Raw genomic sequence first — 23,265 nt, 5'->3', positions numbered from 1 at the left:
GTGGCAGAGCAAATCCCGGCTGTGACCGTCAAGATGGATGGTCGCAAACGGCGCTGGCATCAACACAAGGTGGAGCGCCGCAACGAGCTGGTCGATGGCACGATCGTGGCGATCCGCCGACTCGGCCGCTTCCTCAGCATGGACGAGATCGCGGCCGAGATCGGTGTCTCCAAGACCGTGCTCTACCGCTACTTCGTCGACAAGAACGACCTGACGACCGCCGTGCTGATGCGCTTCGCGCAGTCGACGCTGATCCCCAACATGGCCGGGGCGCTGTCCTCTAACCTGGACGGCTTCGAGCTCACCCGCGAGATCATCCGCGTCTACGTCGAGACCGTGGCCGACGAGCCTGAGCCGTACCGATTCGTGATGGCCAACAGCTCACCGACCAAGAGCAAGGTGATCGCCGACTCCGAGCGGATCATCGCCCGCATGCTCTCGATGATGCTGCGCCGGCGCATGCAGGAGGCCGGCATGGACACCGGCGGCGTGGAGCCATGGGCCTACATGATCGTCGGCGGTGTGCAGCTGGCCACGCACTCCTGGATCTCCGATCCGCGGATGAGCGCCGACGAACTGATCGACTACCTGACCATGCTCAGCTGGAGCGCGCTGTGCGGGATCGTCGAGGCCGGCGGCTCGCTGGACAAGTTCCGCGAGCAGCCACACCCGTCTCCGATCGTGCCGCCGCGGGAGCATCGCGACCGGTCCGGCGAGTAGGCGCAGGCTTGTTGCCTGCGCGTTTTGCGAATTAGTCGGGTCACATGTGAACCTATTTCGCGGTCAGCAAGGCGACTTGGACCGCCCGACCCGCTAGCATGCAGGGGATGCATCGGGGGGAGATGGGGTTGCGCCGCTAGGCCGCCCGTCTGGCTTCCGCATAAAGAAAGGCCCGCTTACTGATGTCCGTGCAGCTCACGCCCCATTTCGGGAACGTACAGGCCCACTACGACCTGTCCGACGACTTCTTCCGGCTGTTCCTGGACCCCACCCAGACCTACAGCTGTGCGTACTTCGAGCGCGACGACATGACGCTCGAAGAGGCGCAGATCGCGAAGATCGACCTCGCGCTGGGCAAGCTGAGCCTGGAGCCGGGCATGACGTTGCTGGACATCGGCTGCGGCTGGGGCGCGACCATGCGACGCGCCATTGAGAAATACGACGTCAACGTCGTGGGCCTGACGCTGTCGGAAAATCAGGCCGCGCACGTCCAGGCGATGTTCGACGACCTCGACACCCCGCGGAGCACCCGAGTGCTGCTGGAGGGCTGGGAGAAGTTCGACGAGCCGGTGGACCGGATCGTTTCCATCGGCGCGTTCGAGCACTTCGGCCGCCAGCGCTGGGGCCACTTCTTCACCATGGCCCACAAGGTGCTGCCGGCCGACGGCGTCATGCTGCTCCACACGATCTCGCGGCCCACGTTCAAGGAGGCGAGGGCGCGGGGCGTCACGCTGACCCATGAGATCGTCCACTTCACGCAATTCATCCTGGCCGAGATCTTCCCGGGTGGCTGGCTCCCGACGGCGCCGCTGGTCGAAGAGCACGCGGAAGCCGCCGGGTTCAAGGTGACCCGCGTTCAGTCGCTGCAGCTGCATTACGCCCGGACGCTGGAGATTTGGGCCGCCGCGCTGGAAGCCAATAAAGACAAGGCCATCGCGATCCAGTCGGAGCAGGTCTACAACCGCTACATGAAATACCTGACGGGCTGCGCGAAGCTGTTCCGCGACGGCGCCACCGACGTCTGTCAGTTCACCTGCGAGAAGTGACCGCGCCGGTCGGCGCGCCTACACCGACCGGGGCGGCTCCTTGACGAGCGCGAATTGCCCCACATTGCAGATGCCTTTGCGGAAGAAATTCTCGCATCCGGTCAGGTAGTGCATGTAGCGGTCGTAAACCTGCTCCGGCTGGGTCGCGATGGCCTTTTCCCTGTTCGCCGCCAGATTGGCCGCCCACATGTTGAGCGTCCGTTCGTAGTGCGGTCGGAACAGCTGGACATTTTCCAACCCGAATTGGGCATTGCCCGCGAATTCCAGGATGTCTTCTATCGCGGGCAGCTGGCCGCCGGGAAAAATCTCCGTGTATATGAACTTGATGAATCGGATGTCATTCATTGTCAGCGGGACACCGCGGTCACGTAACTGCTTTTGCGGATACGCCAAGATTGTGTGCAGCAGCATGCGGCCGTCATCGGGGAGCATGTCGTGGGCGCGCTCGAAGAAGGCGGCGTAGCGATCCTTCTTGAAGGCTTCGAACGCGCCGATCGTGACAATCCGGTCGACCTTGTCCTCGAACTCTTCCCAGCCCTGCAGGCGCACCTCGACGTGGCGTTCGGTCGGGATCGTGGCCAGCTTGGCCTTGCTGTATTCGAATTGATTGCGGCTCAGAGTGATTCCGATGACGTTCACATCGTGCTTCTCGATGGCGCGCTTCAACGCTCCGCCCCAGCCACAACCAATGTCGAGCACTGTCATCCCGGGCTCGAGATTCAGTCTGCTGAGCGCCAGGTCGAACTTCGCGTTCTGTGCCTCTTCGAGCGTCATGTCGTCACGCTCGAAATACGCGCACGTATAGCCCATCGTCGAGTCTAGAAACAATGCGAAAAACTCATCGGAAACGTCATAAATTGATTGCGACTCTTCATAAAAAGGCCTCATTGTGGTCATGCTCGCAAATACCCTTCGCCTGTTGGACGCGAGTATACTAACCGGGAGACGCGCCGCCGTGCGCTGAAATGTCGGCTCGGCAAGATCGCACAACAGTCGGGCGTCAGTACTTGTAGAAGCCCTGGCCCGACTTTTTGCCCAGCCGGCCCGCTTCCACCATGCGCAGCAGCAGCGGCGGCGGGCCGTAGTGCGGCTCCTTGAACTCCTCGTACATCTTGTCCGCGATGAGTTTGAGGGTGTCCAGGCCGACGAGGTCGGACAACCGCAGCGGGCCCATGGGGTGCGATAGGCCCGCGACGACGGCCTTATCGACGTCTTCGATGGTTGCGAACCCGGCCTCGACCATGCGGATCGCCGACAGCAGGTAGGGCACGAGCAGCGCGTTGACCACGAAGCCCGACCGGTCGGAGCAGCGCACCACCTGCTTGCCGAGGACGGCGCTCGCGAACTCCTCGGTGCGTGCGGCCGCGGCCTCGTCGGTGATCAGCGTGCTGACCAGCTCGACCAGCGGCAGCACCGGCACCGGGTTGAAGAAGTGCAGGCCCAGCACTCGCTGCGGGTTCTTCGTGGCCGCGGCGATCTTCATGATCGGGATGCTCGAGGTGTTGGACGCCAGCACGGCGTCGGGGTCGGTGATGACGCGGTCGAGCTCGGCGAATATCTCCGCCTTGACCGCCTCGTCCTCGACGATCGCCTCGATGACCAACTGGCGGTCCGCGAGGTCCTTGATGTCGGTGGTGAAGGTCAGCTTGCTCAGCGCCCGGTCCCGCTCCCGCTCGGTCACCTTGCCGGCGCTGACGCCCCGCTCCAGGGACTTCACGACACGGTTGCGACCCGCCGTGATCAGGGCCTCGGTGGGCTCGAACACCGTCACGTCGACGTCGGCGCGGACCGAGACCTCGGCGATGCCGGATCCCATCTGTCCGGCCCCGACGACCCCTACCCGCTTTATCGCTGCGTCGCTCACTGTTCTGTCTCCCGAGTCGTATTGTCGTGCATCGCAATAGGCCCCGCCCGGGGTGGCCGGGCGGGGCCTATGCTACTTCCCTGTTATTGCGCCAAGCGTGCAGTCACTCAGTGGCTCACACCGATAGTTCCACTTCCTCGTCGCGGACTACGCCCGTTCCTCGTCAGTGGCTCACACCGATAGTTCCACTTCCTCGTCGCGGACTACGCCGCTCCTCGTCAGTGGAACTGCCCCTCTTCGGTCGAGCCGGTCAGAGCCGTCGTCGAGGAGGTCGGGTCGACCGTGGTCGCGATGCGGTCGAAGTACCCGGCGCCGACCTCGCGCTGGTGCTTGGTCGCGGTGTAGCCACGCTCCTCGGCGGCGAACTCGCGCTCCTGCAGCTCGACGTAGGCGCTCATCTGGTTGCGGGCGTAGCCGTAGGCCAGATCGAACATCGAGTAGTTGAGGGCGTGGAAGCCGGCCAGCGTGATGAACTGGAACTTGAAGCCCATCGCCGCGAGCTCCTTCTGGAACTTGGCGATGGTGCTGTCGTCCAGGTGCTTCTTCCAGTTGAACGACGGCGAGCAGTTGTACGCCAGCATCTGGTCGGGGTACGCGTCCTTGACCGCCTCGGAGAACTTGCGCGCCAGCTCGAGGTCGGGCGTGCCGGTCTCCATCCAGATCAGGTCGGAGAACGGAGCATAGGCCTTGGCCCGCGCGATGCACGGCTCGATGCCGTTCTTGGTGCGGTAGAAGCCCTCTTTGGTGCGCTCGCCGGTGATGAACGGCCGGTCGGCCTCGTCGACGTCCGAGGTGATCAGCGTGGCGGCCTCGGCGTCGGTGCGGGCGATGACCAGGGTGGGGACGTCGCAGACGTCGGCCGCCAGGCGGGCCGAGGTCAGGGTGCGGATGTGCTGCTGGGTCGGGATCAGCACCTTGCCGCCCAGGTGGCCGCACTTCTTCTCCGACGCGAGCTGGTCCTCCCAGTGCGTCCCGGCAGCACCGGCCGCGATCATGGCCTTCTGCAGCTCGTAGACGTTGAGCGCACCACCGAAACCGGCCTCACCGTCGGCGACGATCGGAGCCAGCCAGTTCTCCACCGAGGTGTCGCCCTCGAGCTTGGCGATCTGGTCGGCGCGCAGCAACGCGTTGTTGATGCGGCGGACCACCTGCGGCACCGAGTTGGCCGGGTACAGGCTCTGGTCGGGGTAGGTGTGGCCGGAGAGGTTGGCGTCACCGGCGACCTGCCAGCCCGACAGGTAGATGGCCTTCAGGCCCGCGCGCACCTGCTGGACGGCCTGGTTGCCGGTCAGCGCGCCCAGCGAGTTGACCCACTCCAGGTCGTGCAGCTGGTCCCACAGCACCTCGGCTCCGCGGCGGGCCAGCGTGAACTCCTCGACAACGTTGCCCTGCAGCGCGACGACGTCCTCGGCGGTGTAGTTCCGGGTGATGTCCTTCCAGCGGGGGTTGGTGTCCCAGTCCTGCTGGATCTGTTCGGCGCTCTTCGGTTGGCCAACGACAGACATGCGGCTTTGCTCCTTAACGATCTTCACTGCTGATTAGCTGAAAGCTTCACCGGCGCGTAGCTAGCGGCTCAACTTCGCTGGTGTGCTAACTCGACAATGACACAGCTGTTGATGCAGGTCCACCCGTTTCTCTTGCCAATTTCAGTAACGAGCGTGGGTGAATTTGCAAATCTTGCGAATCTGGCGTGTAACTTAACCGTTTCAGAAGCTACCCGCTGGTAACCCCAAATTCGCAGGTCATTCAGACATTTGACGCCCACGCGGCGGTCTCAGAGGGAGAAGAGCGCGGCGACCGCTTTCGTCTCGTCGCCGACCGCGTATGTGAGGGTCGTAACAGTGCGATCGGCCAGGTCGGGGCCGAATTGATCGGTAGAGCCGGCCGGGTAGACGTGCGAGATGATCTCCAGCTTGTCCCCGAGCGCGACCGGCGCCTCGTGCTCGATGGTGGTGCGCAGCGGCGCATCCAGCAAGCCGGGATGCGAAGCCAGGTAGTCCTCGATCACGCTCCAGTACACCGAGTTGTTCATGTGGTCGAACAGGTCGATGTCGGTCACGCGGACGGGGAACTCGTGAATCTCGGCCGCATCTTCGCGGCCCCCCGGCTTGAGGTAACCCTTCCAGCGCAACCGGTCGACGGACGTCGTCTTGTGCAGGCCTTCCAGGAAGTCGTCGGCGATGCGCGACGGCATCTGGGTGTCCCGGTTGATGTTGATCCAGAACGCCTCGGACTCGATGAGGCCGCCCTTGCGGCCGTCGATGCGCACCCGCATTTCGCACCACCGGTTCGACGTGCCCGAACACCATCTGCGCAGGCGGAGCATGTCCTGAAACTCGATCGGCCGGATGAGGTCGACCATCGTGCGCCGGACGATCCACAGCGGATGCGTCTCCTCGAAGCCCATCTCACGCAGCTGATCCTGGCCGATGTCCTGGATGTGCCGGGCGGCGGCGTCCAGGCGCAGCCGGCCCGTGCGGTCTATGTCGCCCACGCGCAGCGGCCATTCGCGCCCGAACACGTCCGGGTGGCCGTCCGGCACCGGCATCAGTGTCTTGTCCAGGCTCACGGCTTCGCTCTCCGCTCCCTTTCGTCCGCTCCCCCTGTTGTACCGGGGATCTGGGTGCGAATCATGCCAATCGCGTCTTTCAAACACCAATCCGGACCACACCCGGGCCGTGCCAAGTCTGCAAAGCGCGCCTTCGCAGTGCCGGGTACGCTGGCCTCAAATGGCCAAGACGTTCGTCGGCGCCCGCGTGCGCCAGTTGCGCAGCGAGCGCGGGTTCAGCCAGGCCGCGCTGGCCCAGATGCTGGACATCTCGCCGAGCTACCTCAACCAGATCGAGCACGACGTCCGTCCCCTGACCGTCGGGGTGCTGCTCCGGATCACCGAGGTGTTCGGGGTGGACGCGACGTTCTTCGCGTCCCAGGACGACACGCGGCTGGTCGCCGAGCTCCGCGAGGTGACGATGGACCGCGACCTGGACATCGACGTCGACCCGACCGAGGTCGCCGAGATGGTCAACGCCCACCCCGTCCTGGCCCGGGCGGTCGTCAACCTGCACCGCCGCTACCGGATCACCACCGCGCAGCTGGCCGCCGCCACCGAGGAGCGGTACTCCGACGGCAGTGGCAGCGGGTCGATCACCATGCCCCACGAGGAAGTGCGCGACTACTTCTACCAGCGCCAGAACTACCTGCACGAGTTGGACACCGCCGCCGAGGACCTCACGATCAAGATGCGCCTGCACCACGGCGATCTGGCCCGCGAGCTGACCCGTCGGCTCACCGAGGTGCACGGGGTGCACATCACCAGGCGGATCGACCTGGGCGATACCGTGCTGCACCGGTACGACCCCCGCACCAAGACACTGGAGATCAGCAATCACCTCGCCATGGGGCAGCAGGTGTTCAAGATGGCCGCCGAGCTCGCCTACCTGGAGTACGGCGGCCTGATCGACAACCTGGTCGAGGAGGGGAAGTTCACCAGCGACGAGTCGCACACGCTGGCCCGCCTGGGGCTGGCCAACTACTTCGCCGCCGCCGCGGTGCTGCCCTACCGCCAATTCCATGACGTGGCGGAGAATTTTCGCTACGACGTCGAGCGGCTGTCGTCGTTCTACGCGGTCAGCTACGAGACGATCGCGCACCGGCTTTCGACGCTGCAACGGCCATCGATGCGGGGCGTGCCGTTCTCGTTCATCCGGGTGGACCGCGCCGGCAACATGTCAAAGCGGCAGTCCGCCACGGGTTTTCACTTCTCTTCCAGCGGGGGCACCTGCCCACTGTGGAACGTCTACGAGACCTTTGCCAACCCGGGAAAGATCCTGGTGCAGATCGCGCAGATGCCCGACGGCCGCAACTACATGTGGGTGGCCCGCACTGTGGAGCGCCGCGCCGCGCGGTATGGTCAGCCCGGAAAAACCTTCGCGATCGGGCTGGGCTGCGAACTGCGCCACGCCCACCGGCTGGTCTACTCGGAAGGACTCGACTTGTCCGGCGAGAACATTGTTGCCACACCGATCGGCGCGGGCTGCCGCGTCTGCGAGCGCGACAACTGTCCCCAGCGCGCGTTCCCCGCGCTGGGGCGCGCCCTGGACCTGGACGAGCACCGCAGCACCGTCTCCCCCTACCTGGTCAAGCAACCATGACGGCCGAACTCAACGGTTCGGCCGCACCGGCCGGTCGCATCCCGTCCGGGCGGTTGCGCGAGCTGGGCCCGCTGAACTGGGTGATCGCGAAGCTCGGGGCGCGGGCGGTCCACGCACCCGAAATGCACCTGATGACCACGCTCGGCCAGCACCGCCTGCTGTTCGTGGTGTGGAGCATCTACAGCGGCCGACTGCTGCGCGGGCGGCTGCCCGCGGTCGACACGGAGCTGGTGATCCTGCGCGTCGCGCACCTGCGCGCCTGCGAATACGAACTGCAGCACCACCGCCGGATGGCGCGCAACCAGGGGCTGGACGCGGACAAGCAGGCCGCGATCTTCGGCTGGCCCGAGGCCGGCGACGGCGGCGCGACGCTGAGCGCCCGGCAGCGCGCGCTGCTGGCGGCCACCGACGAGCTCGTCCGGGACCGCACCGTCAGCCCCGCGACCTGGGGCGAGCTGGCGAGTCACCTCGACCGGCGCCAGCTCATCGAATTCTGCCTGCTGGCAACCCAATACGACGGGCTGGCCGCGACGATGTCGGCGCTCGACATCCCGCTGGACAATCCGCGCTACTAGAAGTACACGTCGGCCAGCACGGCCAGGGTCAGCACCAGGGGCAGTACCGGCAGCCCGAACCCAAACCCCGACCACACGTACTTGCGACGCCGGCGCTGCACCGAACCCCACACCAGCGCGCCGACCGCCAGCACCACCGATCCCAGCAGCACCGGCGGGGCCCAGTGGCCCACCGCCGCGTTGTCGTCGGCGATCGAAAAGGCCGCCAGCCACAGGACGTAACCCGCGGCGGCGCCCGCGATGGCGCCCACGGCGGTGTCGCTGCGAATCATCCTCAGAAGTTGATCATGTGGCCGACCAGGCCGTGGAAGCATTCCTGCAGCGCCTCGGACAGCGTCGGGTGGGTGTGCACGTTGCGGGCCAGCTCGTTGGCGGTCAGGTCCCACTTCTGCGCCAGGGTCAGCTCGGGCAGCAGCTCGGAGACGTCGTGGCCGATCAGGTGGCCGCCCAGCAGCTCGCCATACTTGGCGTCGGCCACCAGCTTGACGAACCCGCTCGGGTCACCCAGGCCGTGCGCCTTGGCGTTGGCGGTGAACGGGAACTTGGCGACGACGACGTCGTGGCCCTCGTCGCGGGCCTGCTGCTCGGTCAGCCCGAAGCTGGCGACCTGAGGCTGGCAGAACGTCGCGCGCGGCAGCATCCGGTAGTCGCCGAGCGGCATGGTCTCCGCGCCGGCGATGGTCTCGGCCGCCACCACACCCATGGCTTCGGCAACGTGGGCCAGCATCAGCTTGCCGGTGACGTCGCCGATGGCGTAGATGTGCGGGACGGACGTCTGCATGTATTCGCTGATGCCGATGGCCTTGCGGTCGGTCAGCGCGACGCCGGCCCGGTCCAGCCCGTAGCCCTCCACGTTGGGTGCAAAGCCGATGGCCTGCAACACCTTTGCGGCCTTGAGTTCCTCCGACTTCCCGTCCTTGCTGACGGTGACCGTGACCTGCGAGCCACTGGAGCCACCGTCGGCGATGGACTCGACCTTCGTGCCCGTGAGGATCCTGACGCCCAGCTTCTTGAACTGCTTCTCGATTTCCTTGGACACCTCGGCGTCCTCGTTGGGCAGCGCACGCGGCAGGAACTCCACGATGGTCACGTCGACGCCGTAGTTCTTCATCACGTAGCCGAACTCCATGCCGATGGCGCCGGCCCCCGCGATGACGATCGACTCGGGCAGCTCCCGGGACATGATCTGCTCTTCGTAGGTGACGACGTTCGCCGACAGGGACGTCCCCGGCACCAGCCGGGTGCTCGCACCGGTGGCGATGATCGCGTTGTCGAACGTGACCTCCTCGGTGCCCCCGTCGTTGAGCTCGACCGAGATCGTGTGGGGTTCGGTGAATCTGCCGTACCCGTGGATCTCGGTGATCTTGTTCTTCTTCATCAGGAAGTGAACACCTGCGACGCGGCCGTCGGCCACCTTGCGGCTGCGGTCGAAGGCGACCCCGTAGTCGAAGGTCGCATCCCCGCTCATGCCGAACGTCTTGGCCTCTTTGGTGAAGATGTGCACGAGTTCGGCGTTGCGCAGCAGCGCCTTGGACGGAATGCAGCCGACGTTCAGGCACACCCCGCCCCAGTACTTCGGTTCGATGATCGCGGTGTTCAGGCCGAGCTGTGCGGCACGAATGGCTGCGACATATCCGCCCGGACCGGCCCCGACGACGACGACGTCATAGTGAGTCACGCCCCCAACCCTAGTGGCCCGGGCGGACAGCGAAACCGCTAGTACGGAATGACGCCGATCAGGCAGTGGCCCACCTGGGCACAGCGGTAGTAGCCGTCCAGCGGAGCCGCGGCGGCGAGCGAGGCGAACGGCCCCGACAGCAGCGCCACCGACAGCGCCGCGACGAGCGGGCGGCCCTGGACCATCGCGAGCATGACGGCGCCGACCGTGCAGGCGACGACGTAGACGAGCACCACGTACACGGCCGCCGTCTTGTCCACCGCGTGGAACCACCAGTAGAAAAGGCCCAGCCCGACCTCGGCCGCCAGGAACCACACGCCGAGGATGACCAGCAGCAGCTTCCACCACTTGACGTAGAGGTAGCGGCCCGGAACGGTGACCGACTGCACGGGCACGCCGCCCGACTCGGCCGGCTCCTCATCGCCCGCCTCGGGTTGTTCCCTGCCGTCGGGGGGCGTGGATTGTCCAGCGGCGGGCTGCGGGCCGGTGTCGTCCGAAAAGTCCGGCACCCACGAGTGCGTCCCGGTGTCCTCGTCGTCCGAGAAATCCGGCACGAACGGCGCAGTCCCCGGGTTGGACTCCGGGTCCTGGTCAGCCACCGGACGCCACCTGCAGGGCCGCGAGCACACCCAACCAGCCGGGTGCCAGCGCCAGGACGAACGCCCCCAGCATCGTCACCCAGCGGCGCCCGGAGAACAGGATCGTCAGGACCCCGGTGACGCTGGGGACACCGACCACCAGCGCCAGGGCGAACTCCGGCCCAATTCCCGCGTGCGCCAACGTGAATCCCACCCCGGCGAGCAACCCGACCGCCGCGCCGACCAGCATGGCGCTGGCCAGCAGCCAGGGACGCGGAAGGGGCACCACGGTGACGACTGTACTGCGGGTTAGCGGGCGGGAGGGCAGGTTCTCAGCGCCGCCCCGCGGTCCGTATCCACCACCTGACCTCGCGTCGACGGGCGCGCGCCACGCTCGTAAGCGGCTCCCGTGATGACCGGGGCGGCCCGCAGCCCGGCTTGCTCGCCGTCGGAAAAGACGCGGCCGCGGGACAAGAACCGCACCCCTTCGGGCGCCTCCAGGCTGAACCCGCCGCCGCGCCCCGGGACGACATCGATTACCAGCTGGGTGTGCTTCCAGGCCTGATACTGCGGGCCCGAGATCCACACCGGAACACCGTCGGCGCCCACGTCGAGGACTCCGAGCAGGATGTCACGGTCCCCGACGAGGAAGTCGCCGCGCGGGTAGCACATCGGCGACGACCCGTCGCAGCAACCGCCGGACTGGTGGAACATCACCGGACCGTGGCGATCCTGCAGTAGCTTCAGCAGCTCGGCGGCCGCGGCGGTGACGACCACTGTCGCCGGAGCGCCACTATGGCGCCGTTCTCCCCCGCATGCCCCCACCTCATCGCTGCGCTCTGCGTCGTCGCCGGCGCGCATCAGAAGAAGCCCTGCGCCCTACCGGTGTAGGACACCAGCAGGTTCTTCGTCTGCTGGTAGTGGTCGAGCGCCATCTTGTGGGTCTCGCGGCCGAACCCGGACTGCTTGTAGCCGCCGAACGCCGAGTGCGGCGGGTACATGTGATAGCAGTTCACCCACACCCGGCCGGCCTTGATGTCGCGGCCGGCGCGGTAGGCGGTGTTGCCGTCGCGGGTCCACACGCCGGCGCCCAGGCCGTAGAGGGTGTCGTTGGCGATGCCGATCGCGTCGTCGTAATCGGTGAACGATGTCACCGTCACCACCGGCCCGAAGATCTCCTCCTGGAAGACACGCATCTTGTTGTTGCCGGAGAAGATCGTCGGCTGCACGTAGTAGCCGCCGGACAGGTCGCCGCCGAGCTCGGCACGCTCACCGCCGGTGATGACCTTGGCGCCCTCGCCCTTGCCGATCTCGATGTAGGACAGGATCTTTTCCAGCTGGTCGTTGGACGCCTGCGAGCCGATCATGGTTTCGCTGTCGAGCGGGTCGCCCTGCCGGACCGCCTTGGTCCGGATCGCGGCCAGCTCGAGGAACTCGTCGTGGATGTCGGACTGGATCAGGCTGCGCGACGGGCAGGTGCACACCTCGCCCTGGTTGAGCGCGAACATCGTGAACCCCTCCAGCGCCTTGTCCTGGAAGTTGTCGTTGGCCGCCATGACGTCGGAGAAGAAGATGTTGGGGCTCTTGCCGCCGAGCTCCAGGGTGACCGGGATCAGGTTCTGCGACGCGTACTGCATGATCAGCCGGCCCGTGGTGGTCTCCCCGGTGAACGAGATCTTGGCGATGCGGTCGCTGGACGCCAGCGGCTTGCCGGCCTCGACGCCGAACCCGCTGACGATGTTGACCACACCCGGCGGGATCACGTCGGCGATCAGCGACATCAGGTACAGGATCGACGCCGGCGTCTGCTCGGCGGGCTTGAGCACCACCGTGTTGCCGGCGGCCAGCGCCGGGGCGAGTTTCCACGCGCCCATCAGGATGGGGAAGTTCCACGGGATGATCTGTCCGACGACCCCCAGCGGCTCGTGGAAGTGGTAGGCCACGGTGTCGTCGTCGATCTGCGACAGGGAGCCCTCCTGGGCGCGGATCGCCGCGGCGAAATACCGGAAATGGTCGGCGGCCAGCGGGATGTCGGCGGCCAGCGTCTCGCGGATCGGCTTGCCGTTGTCCCAGACCTCGGCCACCGCCAGCGCGGCCGTGTTCGCCTCGATCCGGTCGGCGATCTTGTTCAGGATCGCGGCCCGCTCGGCGGGGGCGGTCTTGCCCCACGCTGGCGCCGCGGCGTGGGCGGCGTCGAGCGCCTTGTCGACGTCGGCCTCGTCGGAGCGGGCGACCTCGCAGAACGGCTGACCGGTCACCGGTGTCGGGTTCTCGAAATAGCGGCCGGCCGCGGGCGCCACCCATTGCCCCCCGATGAAGTTCTCGTACCTGGATTCGTACGACATCAGCGCCCCTGCGGTTCCGGGACGGGCGAAGACAGTCATCTTCTCGGCTCCTCGTTCGTCTGCGTAATACGGCTCACACTACCGCCGGAGGACAGAATGGCTCCCATGACGTCGCAACCCCCCGCCTCCGCCGACGACCCCTACCTGTGGCTGGAAGAGGTCACCGGCGACGAGCCGCTGGACTGGGTGCGGGCGCACAACGAACCGACGCTCGCCGAATTCGGCGGCCCGGACTTCGAGCGCATGCGCGCCGAAGCGCTCGAGGTGCTCAACACCGACGCCCGGATCCCGTACGTGACCCGACGCGGCGAGTACCTCTACAACTTCTGGCGCGACGCCGAGAACCCGCGCGGGCTGTGGCGGCGCACGACGCTGGACAGCTACCGGACCGACTCACCCGATTGGGACGTGCTGATCGACGTCGACGAGCTCGGCCGGGCCGACGACGAGAAGTGGGTGTGGGGAGGCGCGCGGGTGATCGAACCCGACCACACCCGCGCACTGATCGGGCTGTCCCGGGGCGGCTCGGATGCGGCCATAATGCGGGAATTCGACATGACGACAAGGCAATTCGTCGCCGACGGGTTCCAGCTCCCGGAGGCCAAATCCTACATCTCCTGGGCCGACCGGGACACCACCATGGTCGGCACCGACTTCGGGCCCGGCACGCTCACCGATTCCGGCTACCCGCGGGTGATCAAGCGGTGGCGCCGGGGCACCCCGCTGAGCGCTGCCGAGACGGTGTTCGAGGGCGCCCCCAACGACGTCATGGTGACGGTCGCGGTGGACCGGACGCCCGGGTTCGAGCGCACCCTGCTGTCCCGCGCCGTCGACTTCTGGAATGAAGAGGTTTACGAACTCCGCGGGCCGGAGCTCATCCGCATCGACACACCGACCGACTCCAGCGTGTCGATCCACCGCGAGTGGTTGCTCGTCGAGCTGCGCACCGACTGGTACGTCGGGGAGGAGAGCTACCCGGCGGGTTCGTTGCTGGCGGCGGATTACGAAGAGTTCCTCTCCGGCACAGCGCAATTGCGGGTGGTCTTCGAGCCCGACGAGCACACCGCCCTGTATCAGTACGCCTGGACCAGGGACCGCCTGCTGATCGTCACCCTGGCCGACGTCGCCAGCCGGGTCGAGGTCGCCACGCCCGGAGACTGGAAGCGTGAGACCCTTCCCGGCGTTCCGGCCGCGACCAACACCGTCATCGCCGCGGCCGACGACCTGGGCGACGAATTCTTCCTCGATTCCAGCGGATTCGTCACGCCGTCGCGGCTGATGCGAGGCGCCGGTGACCTCCCGCTCGAGCAGGTCAAATCCGCGCCATCCTTCTTCGACGGCGAAAGGTTCTCGGTCACACAGAATTTCGTGGCTTCGGAGGACGGCACGCCGATCCCCTACTTCGTGGTACGCCCCAACGACGCGGATGGACCGGGCCCCACCCTGCTGTACGGCTACGGGGGATTCGAATCCGCCAACACGCCCGGATACAGCGGGGTGCTGGGCCGGTTGTGGCTGGCCCGCGGGGGCACGTACGCGCTGGCCAACATCCGCGGCGGCGGCGAGTACGGCCCCGGCTGGCACACCCAGGCGATGCGCGAGGACAGGCACAAGGTGGCCGAGGACTTCGCCGCCGTGGCCACCGATTTGGTCGACCGCGGCGTCACCACCGTCGCGCAACTCGGCGCCCAGGGCGGCAGCAACGGCGGCCTGCTGATGGGCATCATGCTGACGAAGTACCCCGAGAAGTTCGGTGCGCTGGTGTGCAGCGTGCCGCTGCTCGACATGAAGCGTTATCACCTGTTGCTGGCCGGCGCCTCGTGGATGGCCGAATACGGTGACCCCGACAACCCCGACGACTGGGCGTTCATCTCCGAATACTCGCCCTACCACAACATTTCGGCGACCCGCGAGTATCCGCCGGTGCTGTTCACCACGTCGACCCGCGACGACCGGGTTCATCCGGGCCACGCCCGGAAGATGGCCGCCGCCCTCGAGGCCGCCGGTCACCGGGTCTTCTACTACGAGAACATCGAGGGCGGCCACGCCGGCGCGGCCGACAACGAACAAGTCGCCTTCAAGTCGGCGCTGACCTATGCGTTCCTGTGGCGGGTGCTGGGCGCAGCGCGATGAACCGGGTCAGGGTCGCGGCCCCGCGGGAGTGCCGCAGGGCCGCGAACCCGATGTCCAGAACCTAAGATCGTCGACGTGTCCGCGACCGAACGCATCGAACTCACCTTGTTGGTGACCGGATTGATCTGCATCGCGGCCGGGGCAACCCAGGCGCGCTTCCGCTACATCTCCCACCGCCGCGCCGGCCGACGGTACTACTGGACGACGTCGGCACTCGGCATCGTCTGCTTCGCCATCGGGGTGGGCAAGATCTGGCCCAACGCCATCCTCGCCGCGGCATTCTTCACCGCCATCATCGTCGGCTCGGCCTACCTGATGACGCCCTACCTCAAGATCAACGGTCGCATCTACGCCTCGAACCCCGACGACCGTCAGCCCGACCCGTAGGCTGCCGGGCTATGCCCGACTTCGAGACCCTGCTCTACACGACGGCCGAAACGGTCGCCACCATCACGCTGAACCGCCCCGAACACCTCAACACCATCGTCCCGCCCATGCCCGACGAGATCGAGGCGGCCGTCGGTCTGGCCGAGCGGGACCCCGAGATCAAGGTCATCGTGCTGCGCGGCGCCGGGCGGGCGTTCTCGGGCGGGTACGACTTCGGCGGTGGGTTCCAGCACTGGGGCGAGGCCATGATGACCGACGGGCGGTGGGATCCCGGCAAGGACTTTGCGATGGTGACCGCCCGCGAAACCGGGCCGACAAGCAAGTTCATGGCGATCTGGCGGGCGTCCAAGCCGGTGATCGCCCAGGTGCACGGCTGGTGCGTCGGCGGCGCGAGTGACTACGCGCTCTGCGCGGATCTCGTCATCGCGAGCGAGGACGCGGTGATCGGCACGCCGTACAGCAGGATGTGGGGTGCGTACCTGTCCGGGATGTGGCTGTACCGGCTCAGCCTGGCGAAGGTCAAGTGGCACTCGCTGACCGGGCGGCCGCTGACCGGCGTCCAGGCCGCCGAGGTCGAGCTGATCAACGAGGCGGTGCCCTTCGAACGCTTGGCGGCCCGCGTCGCCGAGATCGCCGCCGAGCTGTCACGAATCCCCCTGTCGCAGTTGCGGGCTCAGAAGCTGATCGTCAACCAGGCCTACGAGAACATGGGCCTGGCGAGCACCCAGACACTGGGCGGGATCCTCGACGGCCTGATGCGCAACACCCCGGACGCCCTCGACTTCATCAAGCTGGCCGAGGCCCGCGGCGTGCGGGCGGCGGTCGAGCAACGCGACGGCCCGTTCGGGGACTACAGCCAGGCCCCGCCTGAGCTGCGGCCCGACCCCAGCCACGTCATCGTCCCTGATCAGGATGGATAGTGAGCTGGGCTACGAAATGGCGCTGAGGCTCTACTTTGGGGCCTGAAGGTGCTACGGTAACAACTATGTCTCGGCTGAGCTCTAGCCTGCGTGCAGGCGCCCTTTTCCTCGCTCTCGGTGTCGCCGCCACGGCCCTCCCCAGCACCGCGCGGGCCGACTCGACGGAAGACTTCCCGATCCCGCGGCGAATGATCAACACCGACTGCGATGCCGAGCAGATCCTGGCCGCCACCCGGGACACCAGCCCGGTGTACTACCAGCGGTACATGATCGACTTCAACAACCACCCGAACGTCCAGCAGGCGACGATCGACAAGGCGCATTGGTTCTACTCGCTGTCCGCCGCGGACCGCCGGAACTACTCGGAGAACTTCTACCCACCCCTGGGTTCCGGCGGAGACCCGCTGTGGTTCGCGTGGCCGAACCACATGAAGATCTTCTTCAACAACAAGGGCGTCGTCGCCAAGTCCACCGACGTCTGCGACCAGTACCCCAAGGGCGACATGTCCGTCTGGAACTGGTCCTAGGCGACCAGCGGCAATTCCCCGACGCTTGAGTGTGCACTCAGGCCGTCGAGCGTGCGCTTAGAGCGGAAATATCGCCCGATCCCCGTCCTGGCTGCACGGCCGAGTACCTGAACGCACGGTCGAAGCGCCCGCCCCCGTCAGCAATGCGGTGTGGCCGCGCGGAACCAGTTGGTGGCCGCGGGCGGCGACTGGCCGAGCGTAATGAACACAGCGTGATTTGCACAACGCACACATCGTGATTTGTGAAGGGATAATTGCGCGCGTTAACCCCTCCGTTACGCACGTGATATGCGTTACACTTCTGGGTGCGCAACGGAAGCGTCGACGGTCCGGTCCGAGCGGCCATTACGGACGTGGTTTACTTAGGCAAGCCTTGGCTGCTTTGGGGTCCGTGTCGCGAGCGCCGCGAGGCGGCGCCGCCCTCCGTAGCCGACACATTCGAGCGGCCGGCCGGACCGTCCGCCGGCGTACTGCCAAGCGGTGAGGGGACGGGAGATTTTCAGGTTTCTGTCGCGGTTCTGGATCCCGCTGGTGGTCCTGGCGGTGATCGCCGTCGGGGGTTTCATCGTGGACCGCGTGCACGGCTACTTCGGTTCCGGCAAGCGGGAGTCGTACGCCGACAGCAACCTGCAGAACCCCAAGCCCTTCAACCCCAAACGGATCACCTACGAGGTGTTCGGGCCCGCGGGTACGGTCGCCGACATCAGCTACTTCGACGTCAACGCCGATCCGCAGCGGGTGGACCAGGCCCCGTTGCCGTGGACCCTGCGCATCACCACGGACAAGGCCGCAGTGATGGGAAACCTTGTGGCACAAGGGAATAGCGACAGCATCGGGTGCCGCATCACGGTGGACGACGTGGTGAAGGCCGAGCGGATCTCCAACGAGGTCAACGCATACACCTTCTGCCTGGTGAAGTCCGCGTGAGCGCCCCGGCTCCGCACACCGAGCGGCCGCTGTTCGCGCGTCTCATCCATAGCTTCGCGGTGCCGATCATCCTGTTCTGGGTCGGCGTCGCCGTCGCGATCAGCGTGCTCGTCCCGTCGCTGGAGGAGGTCGGCCAGGAGCGCTCGGTGTCACTGAGCCCGACCGACGCGCCGTCGTTCGTGGCGATGAAGCGCATCGGGCACGCGTTCAAGGAGGGGGAAACCGACAGTTCGGCGGTGGTCGTGCTGGAGAGCGACCAGCTCCTCGGCGACGACGCCCACAAGTTCTACGACGTCCTGATCCGCAAGCTGCGCGCCGACAAGACGCACGTGCTCAGCATCCAGGACTTCTGGGGCGATCCGCTGACGGCGGCGGGCGCGCAGAGCAACGACGGCAAGGCCGTGACGGTCCAGGTCAATCTGGCCGGCAACCAGGGTGAGCCGCTCGCCAACGATTCCGTCGAGGCGGTCCGCAAGATCGTGGACGGCACGCCGGCGCCACCGGGGGTCAAGGCCTACGTGACCGGGGTGTCGGCGCTCGCCGCGGACCTGCACCACAGCGGCGACAAGTCCATGGTCCGGATCACCCTGACGACCGTCGCGGTCATCCTGATCATGCTGCTGTTCGTCTACCGCTCGATCGTCACGGTCTTCCTGCTGCTGGTCACGGTCGGCTTCGAACTGACCGCGGCGCGCGGAGCCGTCGCGCTGATGGGACACAGCGGCCTGATCGGGCTGTCGACCTTCGCGGTGTCGCTCCTCACGTCGCTGGCGATCGCCGCCGGCACCGACTACGGCATCTTTATCATCGGGCGCTACCAGGAAGCCCGGCAGGCCGGCGAGGACAAGGAAACCGCCTTCTACACGATGTATCGGGGGACGGCCCACGTCATCCTGGGTTCGGGCCTGACCATTGCGGGTGCGACGTTCTGCCTGAGCTTTGCGCGCATGCCCTACTTCCAGACCCTGGGCATCCCGTGCGCGGTGGGGATGCTGGTCGCGGTGGCGGTCGCGCTGACGCTGGGACCCGCGGTATTGACCGTCGGCAGCCGCTTCGGCCTGTTCGACCCGAAGCGGGTACTCAAGGTGCGCGGCTGGCGCCGCGTGGGAACCGCGGTGGTGCGCTGGCCGCTGCCCATCCTGGCCGTGACCTGCGCGGTCGCGCTCGTGGGGCTGCTCACCCTGCCCGGCTACAAGGCCAACTACAACGACCGCGAGTACCTGCCCAGCTTCATCCCCGCCAACGAGGGATTCATGGCCGCCGACCGGCACTTCTCGCAGGCCCGGATGAAGCCGGAGCTGCTGATGATCGAAGCCGATCACGACATGCGCAACCCCGCCGACTTTCTGGTGCTGGACAAGCTGGCCAAGGGAGTCTTCCGGGTGCCGGGGATCTCGCGGGTGCAGGCGATCACCCGGCCCGACGGGACGACGATGGACCACACATCGATCCCGTTTCAGATCAGCATGCAAAACGCGGGTCAGCTGCAGAACATGAAATACCAGCGCGACCGGATGAACGACATGCTCAAGCAGGCCGACGAGATGACCACGACCATCAACACCATGCAGCGCATGTACGACTTGATGACGCGGCTGGTCGGGGTCACCCACAAGATGGTCGGCGACACCGAGGAGATGCAGCAGATCACCAACCAGCTGCGCGACGAGATCTCCAACTTCGACGACTTCTTCCGGCCGATCCGCAGCTACTTCTACTGGGAGCGGCACTGTTATGACATCCCGGTCTGCTGGTCGATTCGGTCGATCTTCGACGCGCTGGACGGCGTGGACGAGATCGACGAGCGGCTAAACGTCCTCGTCGGCGACATCAAGGAGCTGGACCGGCTGATGCCGCAGATGGTGGCGCAGTTCCCGACCATGATCGAGACCATGGTCAACATGCGGACCATGATGCTGACGATGCACAGCACCATGTCCGGCATCTTCGACCAGATGGACGAGATGAGCGACAACGCGACGGCCATGGGTCACGCGTTCGACGCCGCCAAGAACGACGACTCGTTCTACCTGCCGCCGGAGGTGTTCAAGAACGCCGACTTCAAGCGGGCGATGAACAACTTCCTGTCCGCCGACGGGCACGCCGCACGGTTCATCATCCTGCACCGGGGTGACCCCGCGTCGGCCGAGGGGATCGCCAGCATCGACAAGATCCACACCGCGGCCGAGGAATCGCTCAAGGGCACGCCGCTGGAGGACGCCAAGATCTACCTGGCCGGGACCGGGGCCGTCTTCAAGGACATCTCCGAGGGCGCCAAGTGGGACCTGATGATCGCCGGCATCTCCTCGCTCTGCCTGATCTTCATCATCATGCTGCTCCTCACCCGGGCGCTGGTGGCCGCCGCGGTGATCGTGGGCACGGTGGCGGTCTCGCTGGGCTCCTCGTTCGGGCTGTCGGTGCTGTTCTGGCAGCACATTCTCGGCATCCAACTGCACTGGCTGGTGCTGGCCATGTCGGTGATCGTGCTGCTGGCCGTGGGCTCGGACTACAACTTGTTGCTGGTGTCCCGGTTCAAGCAGGAGATCCACGCGGGCCTCAAGACGGGCATCATCCGGTCGATGGGTGGCACCGGCAAGGTCGTCACGAATGCGGGCCTGGTGTTCGCGTTCACCATGGCGTCCATGGTCGTCAGCGACGTCCGGGTGATCGGGCAGGTGGGCACCACCATCGGGCTGGGCCTGCTGTTCGACACGCTGATCGTGCGCGCGTTCATGACGCCGTCCATCGCCGCACTGCTGGGCCGCTGGTTCTGGTGGCCGATGCGGGTGCGGTCGCGGCCGCTGCGGGTCCTCGCGCGGCCGGTCGAGCCGCAGCCGCGGGACTCGTCCTTCGCGCTGAGCGACTAGACCGGTAGTCATGCACACTGTCGCTTTGATCGGGTTCCTCGGCGGCCTGATCACCGGGATCTCGCCGTGCATCCTGCCGGTGCTGCCGGTGGTGTTCTTCTCGGGTGTCGGCGGCGGACAGGAGCCTACCCCCGCCGCCCGCCCGTACCTGGTGATCGCCGGGCTGGTCTGCAGCTTCAGCGTGGTGACCCTGGCCGGCTCGACCCTGCTCTCGGCGCTGCACCTGCCGCAGGACGGGATCCGCTGGGCCGCGCTCGTGGCGCTCACCGTGATCGGCCTGGGCCTCATCTTCCCGCCGCTGCAGCGGCTGGTCGAGCGGCCCTTCGCCCGCATCCCGCTACATGAAACGAAAAGCGGCCGAAGCGGATTCGGGCTCGGGCTGACCCTGGGCGCGCTGTACGTGCCCTGCGCGGGCCCCGTGCTGGCCGCCATCGTGGTCGCCGGCGGCACCGCCTCCATCGGAATGCCGATCCTCATCCTCACCGCGACGTTCGCCGTCGGCACCGCCCTGCCGCTGCTGGCGTTCGCGCTGGCCGGGCGGGGCGTCACCGAACGCGTCGCGGCGTTCCGCCGCCGGCAGCGCGCGATCCAGGTCGCCGGCGGCGCGGCGATGATCGTGCTGGCCGTGGCGCTCGTCTTCAACCTGCCGGCGGTGCTGCAGCGCGCCGTCCCCGACTACACGACCGCCATGCAAGCGCGAATCGGCGCGAACAACATCCGGCAGGAGCTCAACCCCGGGCCCAAGGGCCAACTGGCCGACTGCACCGACGGCGCCGACCAGCTGCAGCGGTGCGGCCAGGCTCCCCCGGTCACCGGGATCTCCCAGTGGCTCAACACCCCGGGCGGCGCGCCGATCGACCTGGCGTCGCTGCGCGGCAAGGTCATCCTCATCGATTTCTGGGCGTACTCGTGCATCAACTGCCAGCGCGCCATCCCGCACGTCGTCGACTGGTACAACCGCTACCGCGACGACGGACTCGTCGTCGTCGGCGTGCACACCCCCGAGTACGCCTTCGAGCGGGTCCCAGCCAACGTCGCCAGCGGCGCCGCGGCGCTCCACATCACCTACCCCGTCGCGCTGGACAACGACTACGCGACCTGGAACAGCTTCCAGAACCTGTACTGGCCGGCCGAGTACCTCATCGACGCCAACGGAACGGTCCGCCACACCAAGTTCGGCGAGGGCGACTACGAGGTCACCGAGAAGCTGATCCGCCAGTTGCTCATGGACGCCAACCCGAACGCACGCCTGCCGGGCTCGGCGCACACCGAGGACACCACCCCGCACACCCGGCTCACCCCGGAGACCTATCTGGGCGTCGACCGGGCCGTCAACTACGGCGGCGGCGCCGACTACAAGAAGGGCACCGCCACGTTCGGCTATCCCGCGACGGTGCCCGACGACCGGTTCGCTCTGACCGGCCGGTGGACCCTGGACGACCAGGGCGCCACCGCCGACGGGCCCGGCGCCGCGATCCGGCTCAACTACACGGCGAAGGACGTCTACGTTGTCGTCGGCGGCACCGGAACGATCGCGGTGACCCGCGGCGGGAAGACCACCACGACGGCCATCGGCGGCCCGCCCACCCTGCACCAGATCGTCGCCGACCCGGCGGCGGGGCGCGACCAACTCGACCTGCAGGTCAGCCCCGGCCTGCAGGTCTTCTCGTTCACGTTCGGCTAGGGCCCGGCTTCCGGCTTTCGGCGTAGGCCGCCCGCGACCGCGACGAGGACGCCCACTCCCACCAACGCGCCGCCCGCGAGCAGGGTCAGGTTCAGCCAGTGGTGCAACCCGGCCACGGCGTGGCCGACCAGCACGTCGGCCATGTCGCGCAGGTCGCCGGTGGTGGCGTTGAGCGCGCCGTTGAGGTAACCGCGACCCACCTCGATGCCGGCCCAGCCCACCGCGCCGACGAGCAACGCGGAGACACCCAGGCTGCTGAGCGCCTTGCCACGGCTGCGCGCGGCGGTCAGCGTCAGCAGCGCGCAGCAACCGGCGAGCGCGGCGGCGCCCGCGCTCGCCCACGGACCCCAGGCGACCAACCGCCTCAGCCGGCCCTGCCGCCAAGAACTCGGCAGGGAGTCGGCGACCGGGACCGTCAGCGTGTCGGGGACGGTCACGTGGTGGCGGCTCAGCAGCACCGCGACGGCGCCGTCCTTGAGCATCGGCGCCACGTCGATGACCCACGGGTCGCCATCCTGGCCGGAACCCGGATCGGTGAACAGCCAGCTGTGCACCGCCCGGTTGGCCTGGGCGAACAGCGGGGGGAATGCGCGGCCGGCGGTGAAGGCGCTGGCCGCGGCGTGCACCTCCGACACATCGAGCGGGTAGCGGCCGCCCCGTTGGTTGGCGAGCGCCATCACCCGGGTGGTCAGTTCCGAGGCCATCGCCGACTGCAGGGCGGGGTCGCCCGCCGCCTCGCGGGCCAGCGCGGCGTAGCCGTCGGCGTCGACGACGTGCAGCTGGGTCCACGCCGCCGGGATCGCCGCGGCCAGGGCGACGGTGGTGGCGAGCCACAGCACCACCGTGACCGCGAACCGCACCGT

At 67.1% G+C, this 23,265-nt stretch carries 22 protein-coding genes; 11 read left to right on the top strand and 11 right to left on the bottom strand.

Annotated features, from left to right (window positions below; all coding sequences use genetic code 11):
• The gene (locus G6N56_RS20780) at nucleotides 1–720 is read left to right on the top strand and encodes a TetR/AcrR family transcriptional regulator (protein ID WP_085258726.1); all 720 of its coding nucleotides are present in this window, start codon (nucleotides 1–3) and stop codon (nucleotides 718–720) included.
• Between the two features lie 182 nt (nucleotides 721–902).
• Nucleotides 903–1,766, top strand: a complete 864-nt coding sequence (gene pcaA / locus G6N56_RS20775; RefSeq protein ID WP_085258727.1) for a cyclopropane mycolic acid synthase PcaA — start codon at nucleotides 903–905, stop codon at nucleotides 1,764–1,766.
• An 18-nt stretch (nucleotides 1,767–1,784) separates the two neighbouring features.
• On the opposite strand, the gene G6N56_RS20770 is transcribed toward pcaA, so the two are convergent.
• From G6N56_RS20770 to G6N56_RS20755, 4 genes are all read right to left on the bottom strand, one after another.
• Nucleotides 1,785–2,663, bottom strand: a complete 879-nt coding sequence (locus G6N56_RS20770) for a cyclopropane mycolic acid synthase family methyltransferase (protein WP_085258728.1) — start codon at nucleotides 2,661–2,663, stop codon at nucleotides 1,785–1,787.
• 103 nt (nucleotides 2,664–2,766) lie between these two features.
• Complete coding sequence (locus G6N56_RS20765; RefSeq protein ID WP_085258729.1) at nucleotides 2,767–3,630, bottom strand: 3-hydroxybutyryl-CoA dehydrogenase; 864 nt, start codon at nucleotides 3,628–3,630, stop codon at nucleotides 2,767–2,769.
• A gap of 218 nt (nucleotides 3,631–3,848) precedes the next feature.
• On the bottom strand, nucleotides 3,849–5,135 hold the full coding sequence (aceA, locus tag G6N56_RS20760; protein WP_085258730.1) for an isocitrate lyase: 1,287 nt from the start codon (nucleotides 5,133–5,135) through the stop codon (nucleotides 3,849–3,851).
• A 269-nt stretch (nucleotides 5,136–5,404) separates the two neighbouring features.
• On the bottom strand, nucleotides 5,405–6,199 hold the full coding sequence (locus G6N56_RS20755) for an acyl-[acyl-carrier-protein] thioesterase (RefSeq protein ID WP_085258731.1): 795 nt from the start codon (nucleotides 6,197–6,199) through the stop codon (nucleotides 5,405–5,407).
• 160 nt (nucleotides 6,200–6,359) lie between these two features.
• Here G6N56_RS20755 and ramB point away from each other — a divergent pair, with 160 nt between their 5' ends.
• A complete protein-coding gene (ramB, locus tag G6N56_RS20750) occupies nucleotides 6,360–7,781 on the top strand; it encodes an acetate metabolism transcriptional regulator RamB (RefSeq protein ID WP_085258732.1) in 1,422 nt (473 codons plus the stop codon).
• Nucleotides 7,778–8,356: a carboxymuconolactone decarboxylase family protein gene (locus G6N56_RS20745; RefSeq protein ID WP_085258733.1), complete on the top strand. Its 579-nt coding sequence runs from the start codon at nucleotides 7,778–7,780 to the stop codon at nucleotides 8,354–8,356. The genes ramB and G6N56_RS20745 overlap by 4 nt, the downstream gene beginning before the upstream one ends.
• Here the strand turns inward: G6N56_RS20745 and G6N56_RS20740 are convergent.
• The 6 genes from G6N56_RS20740 to exaC form a co-directional block, all read right to left on the bottom strand.
• Nucleotides 8,353–8,628 (bottom strand): hypothetical protein, encoded by a 276-nt coding sequence (locus tag G6N56_RS20740; RefSeq protein WP_085258734.1) that lies wholly within the window; start codon nucleotides 8,626–8,628, stop codon nucleotides 8,353–8,355. The genes G6N56_RS20745 and G6N56_RS20740 overlap by 4 nt on opposite strands.
• Nucleotides 8,629–8,630: 2 nt before the next feature.
• Nucleotides 8,631–10,034: a dihydrolipoyl dehydrogenase gene (lpdA, locus tag G6N56_RS20735; protein ID WP_085258735.1), complete on the bottom strand. Its 1,404-nt coding sequence runs from the start codon at nucleotides 10,032–10,034 to the stop codon at nucleotides 8,631–8,633.
• 38 nt (nucleotides 10,035–10,072) lie between these two features.
• A complete protein-coding gene (locus G6N56_RS20730) occupies nucleotides 10,073–10,633 on the bottom strand; it encodes a hypothetical protein (protein WP_085258736.1) in 561 nt (186 codons plus the stop codon).
• The gene (locus G6N56_RS20725; protein WP_085258737.1) at nucleotides 10,626–10,901 is read right to left on the bottom strand and encodes a putative holin; all 276 of its coding nucleotides are present in this window, start codon (nucleotides 10,899–10,901) and stop codon (nucleotides 10,626–10,628) included. The genes G6N56_RS20730 and G6N56_RS20725 overlap by 8 nt, the downstream gene beginning before the upstream one ends.
• Nucleotides 10,902–10,921: 20 nt before the next feature.
• Entirely contained in the window at nucleotides 10,922–11,389 is a 468-nt protein-coding gene (locus G6N56_RS20720) for a DUF779 domain-containing protein (protein WP_232069369.1), read from the bottom strand.
• Nucleotides 11,390–11,472: 83 nt separating this feature from the next.
• The gene (gene exaC, locus G6N56_RS20715) at nucleotides 11,473–12,996 is read right to left on the bottom strand and encodes an acetaldehyde dehydrogenase ExaC (protein ID WP_085258739.1); all 1,524 of its coding nucleotides are present in this window, start codon (nucleotides 12,994–12,996) and stop codon (nucleotides 11,473–11,475) included.
• Nucleotides 12,997–13,062: 66 nt separating this feature from the next.
• On the opposite strand from exaC, the gene G6N56_RS20710 reads away from it, so the two are divergent.
• From G6N56_RS20710 to G6N56_RS20680, 7 genes are all read left to right on the top strand, one after another.
• Nucleotides 13,063–15,090: a prolyl oligopeptidase family serine peptidase gene (locus G6N56_RS20710; RefSeq protein WP_085258740.1), complete on the top strand. Its 2,028-nt coding sequence runs from the start codon at nucleotides 13,063–13,065 to the stop codon at nucleotides 15,088–15,090.
• 75 nt (nucleotides 15,091–15,165) lie between these two features.
• The gene (locus tag G6N56_RS20705) at nucleotides 15,166–15,477 is read left to right on the top strand and encodes a hypothetical protein (protein ID WP_085258741.1); all 312 of its coding nucleotides are present in this window, start codon (nucleotides 15,166–15,168) and stop codon (nucleotides 15,475–15,477) included.
• A gap of 11 nt (nucleotides 15,478–15,488) precedes the next feature.
• Nucleotides 15,489–16,397: a crotonase/enoyl-CoA hydratase family protein gene (locus tag G6N56_RS20700; RefSeq protein WP_085258742.1), complete on the top strand. Its 909-nt coding sequence runs from the start codon at nucleotides 15,489–15,491 to the stop codon at nucleotides 16,395–16,397.
• Nucleotides 16,398–16,462: 65 nt separating this feature from the next.
• On the top strand, nucleotides 16,463–16,924 hold the full coding sequence (locus G6N56_RS20695; RefSeq protein WP_085258743.1) for a DUF5078 domain-containing protein: 462 nt from the start codon (nucleotides 16,463–16,465) through the stop codon (nucleotides 16,922–16,924).
• A 480-nt stretch (nucleotides 16,925–17,404) separates the two neighbouring features.
• Nucleotides 17,405–17,851 (top strand): MmpS family transport accessory protein, encoded by a 447-nt coding sequence (locus tag G6N56_RS20690; protein ID WP_085258744.1) that lies wholly within the window; start codon nucleotides 17,405–17,407, stop codon nucleotides 17,849–17,851.
• Nucleotides 17,848–20,718, top strand: a complete 2,871-nt coding sequence (locus tag G6N56_RS20685; protein ID WP_180150376.1) for an MMPL/RND family transporter — start codon at nucleotides 17,848–17,850, stop codon at nucleotides 20,716–20,718. The genes G6N56_RS20690 and G6N56_RS20685 overlap by 4 nt, the downstream gene beginning before the upstream one ends.
• Nucleotides 20,719–20,728: 10 nt before the next feature.
• Nucleotides 20,729–22,402 (top strand): cytochrome c biogenesis protein DipZ, encoded by a 1,674-nt coding sequence (locus G6N56_RS20680; RefSeq protein WP_085258745.1) that lies wholly within the window; start codon nucleotides 20,729–20,731, stop codon nucleotides 22,400–22,402.
• On the opposite strand, the gene G6N56_RS20675 is transcribed toward G6N56_RS20680, so the two are convergent.
• Nucleotides 22,399–23,262, bottom strand: a complete 864-nt coding sequence (locus G6N56_RS20675; protein ID WP_085258746.1) for a hypothetical protein — start codon at nucleotides 23,260–23,262, stop codon at nucleotides 22,399–22,401. The genes G6N56_RS20680 and G6N56_RS20675 overlap by 4 nt on opposite strands.
• Nucleotides 23,263–23,265 lie beyond the last annotated feature (3 nt).

It is taken from the genome of Mycobacterium saskatchewanense, from assembly GCF_010729105.1.
In the GTDB taxonomy this organism is placed as follows: domain Bacteria; phylum Actinomycetota; class Actinomycetes; order Mycobacteriales; family Mycobacteriaceae; genus Mycobacterium; species Mycobacterium saskatchewanense.
Note: the sequence above shows the minus strand (reverse complement) of the source record. Positions and strands in the feature narration are given on the sequence as shown.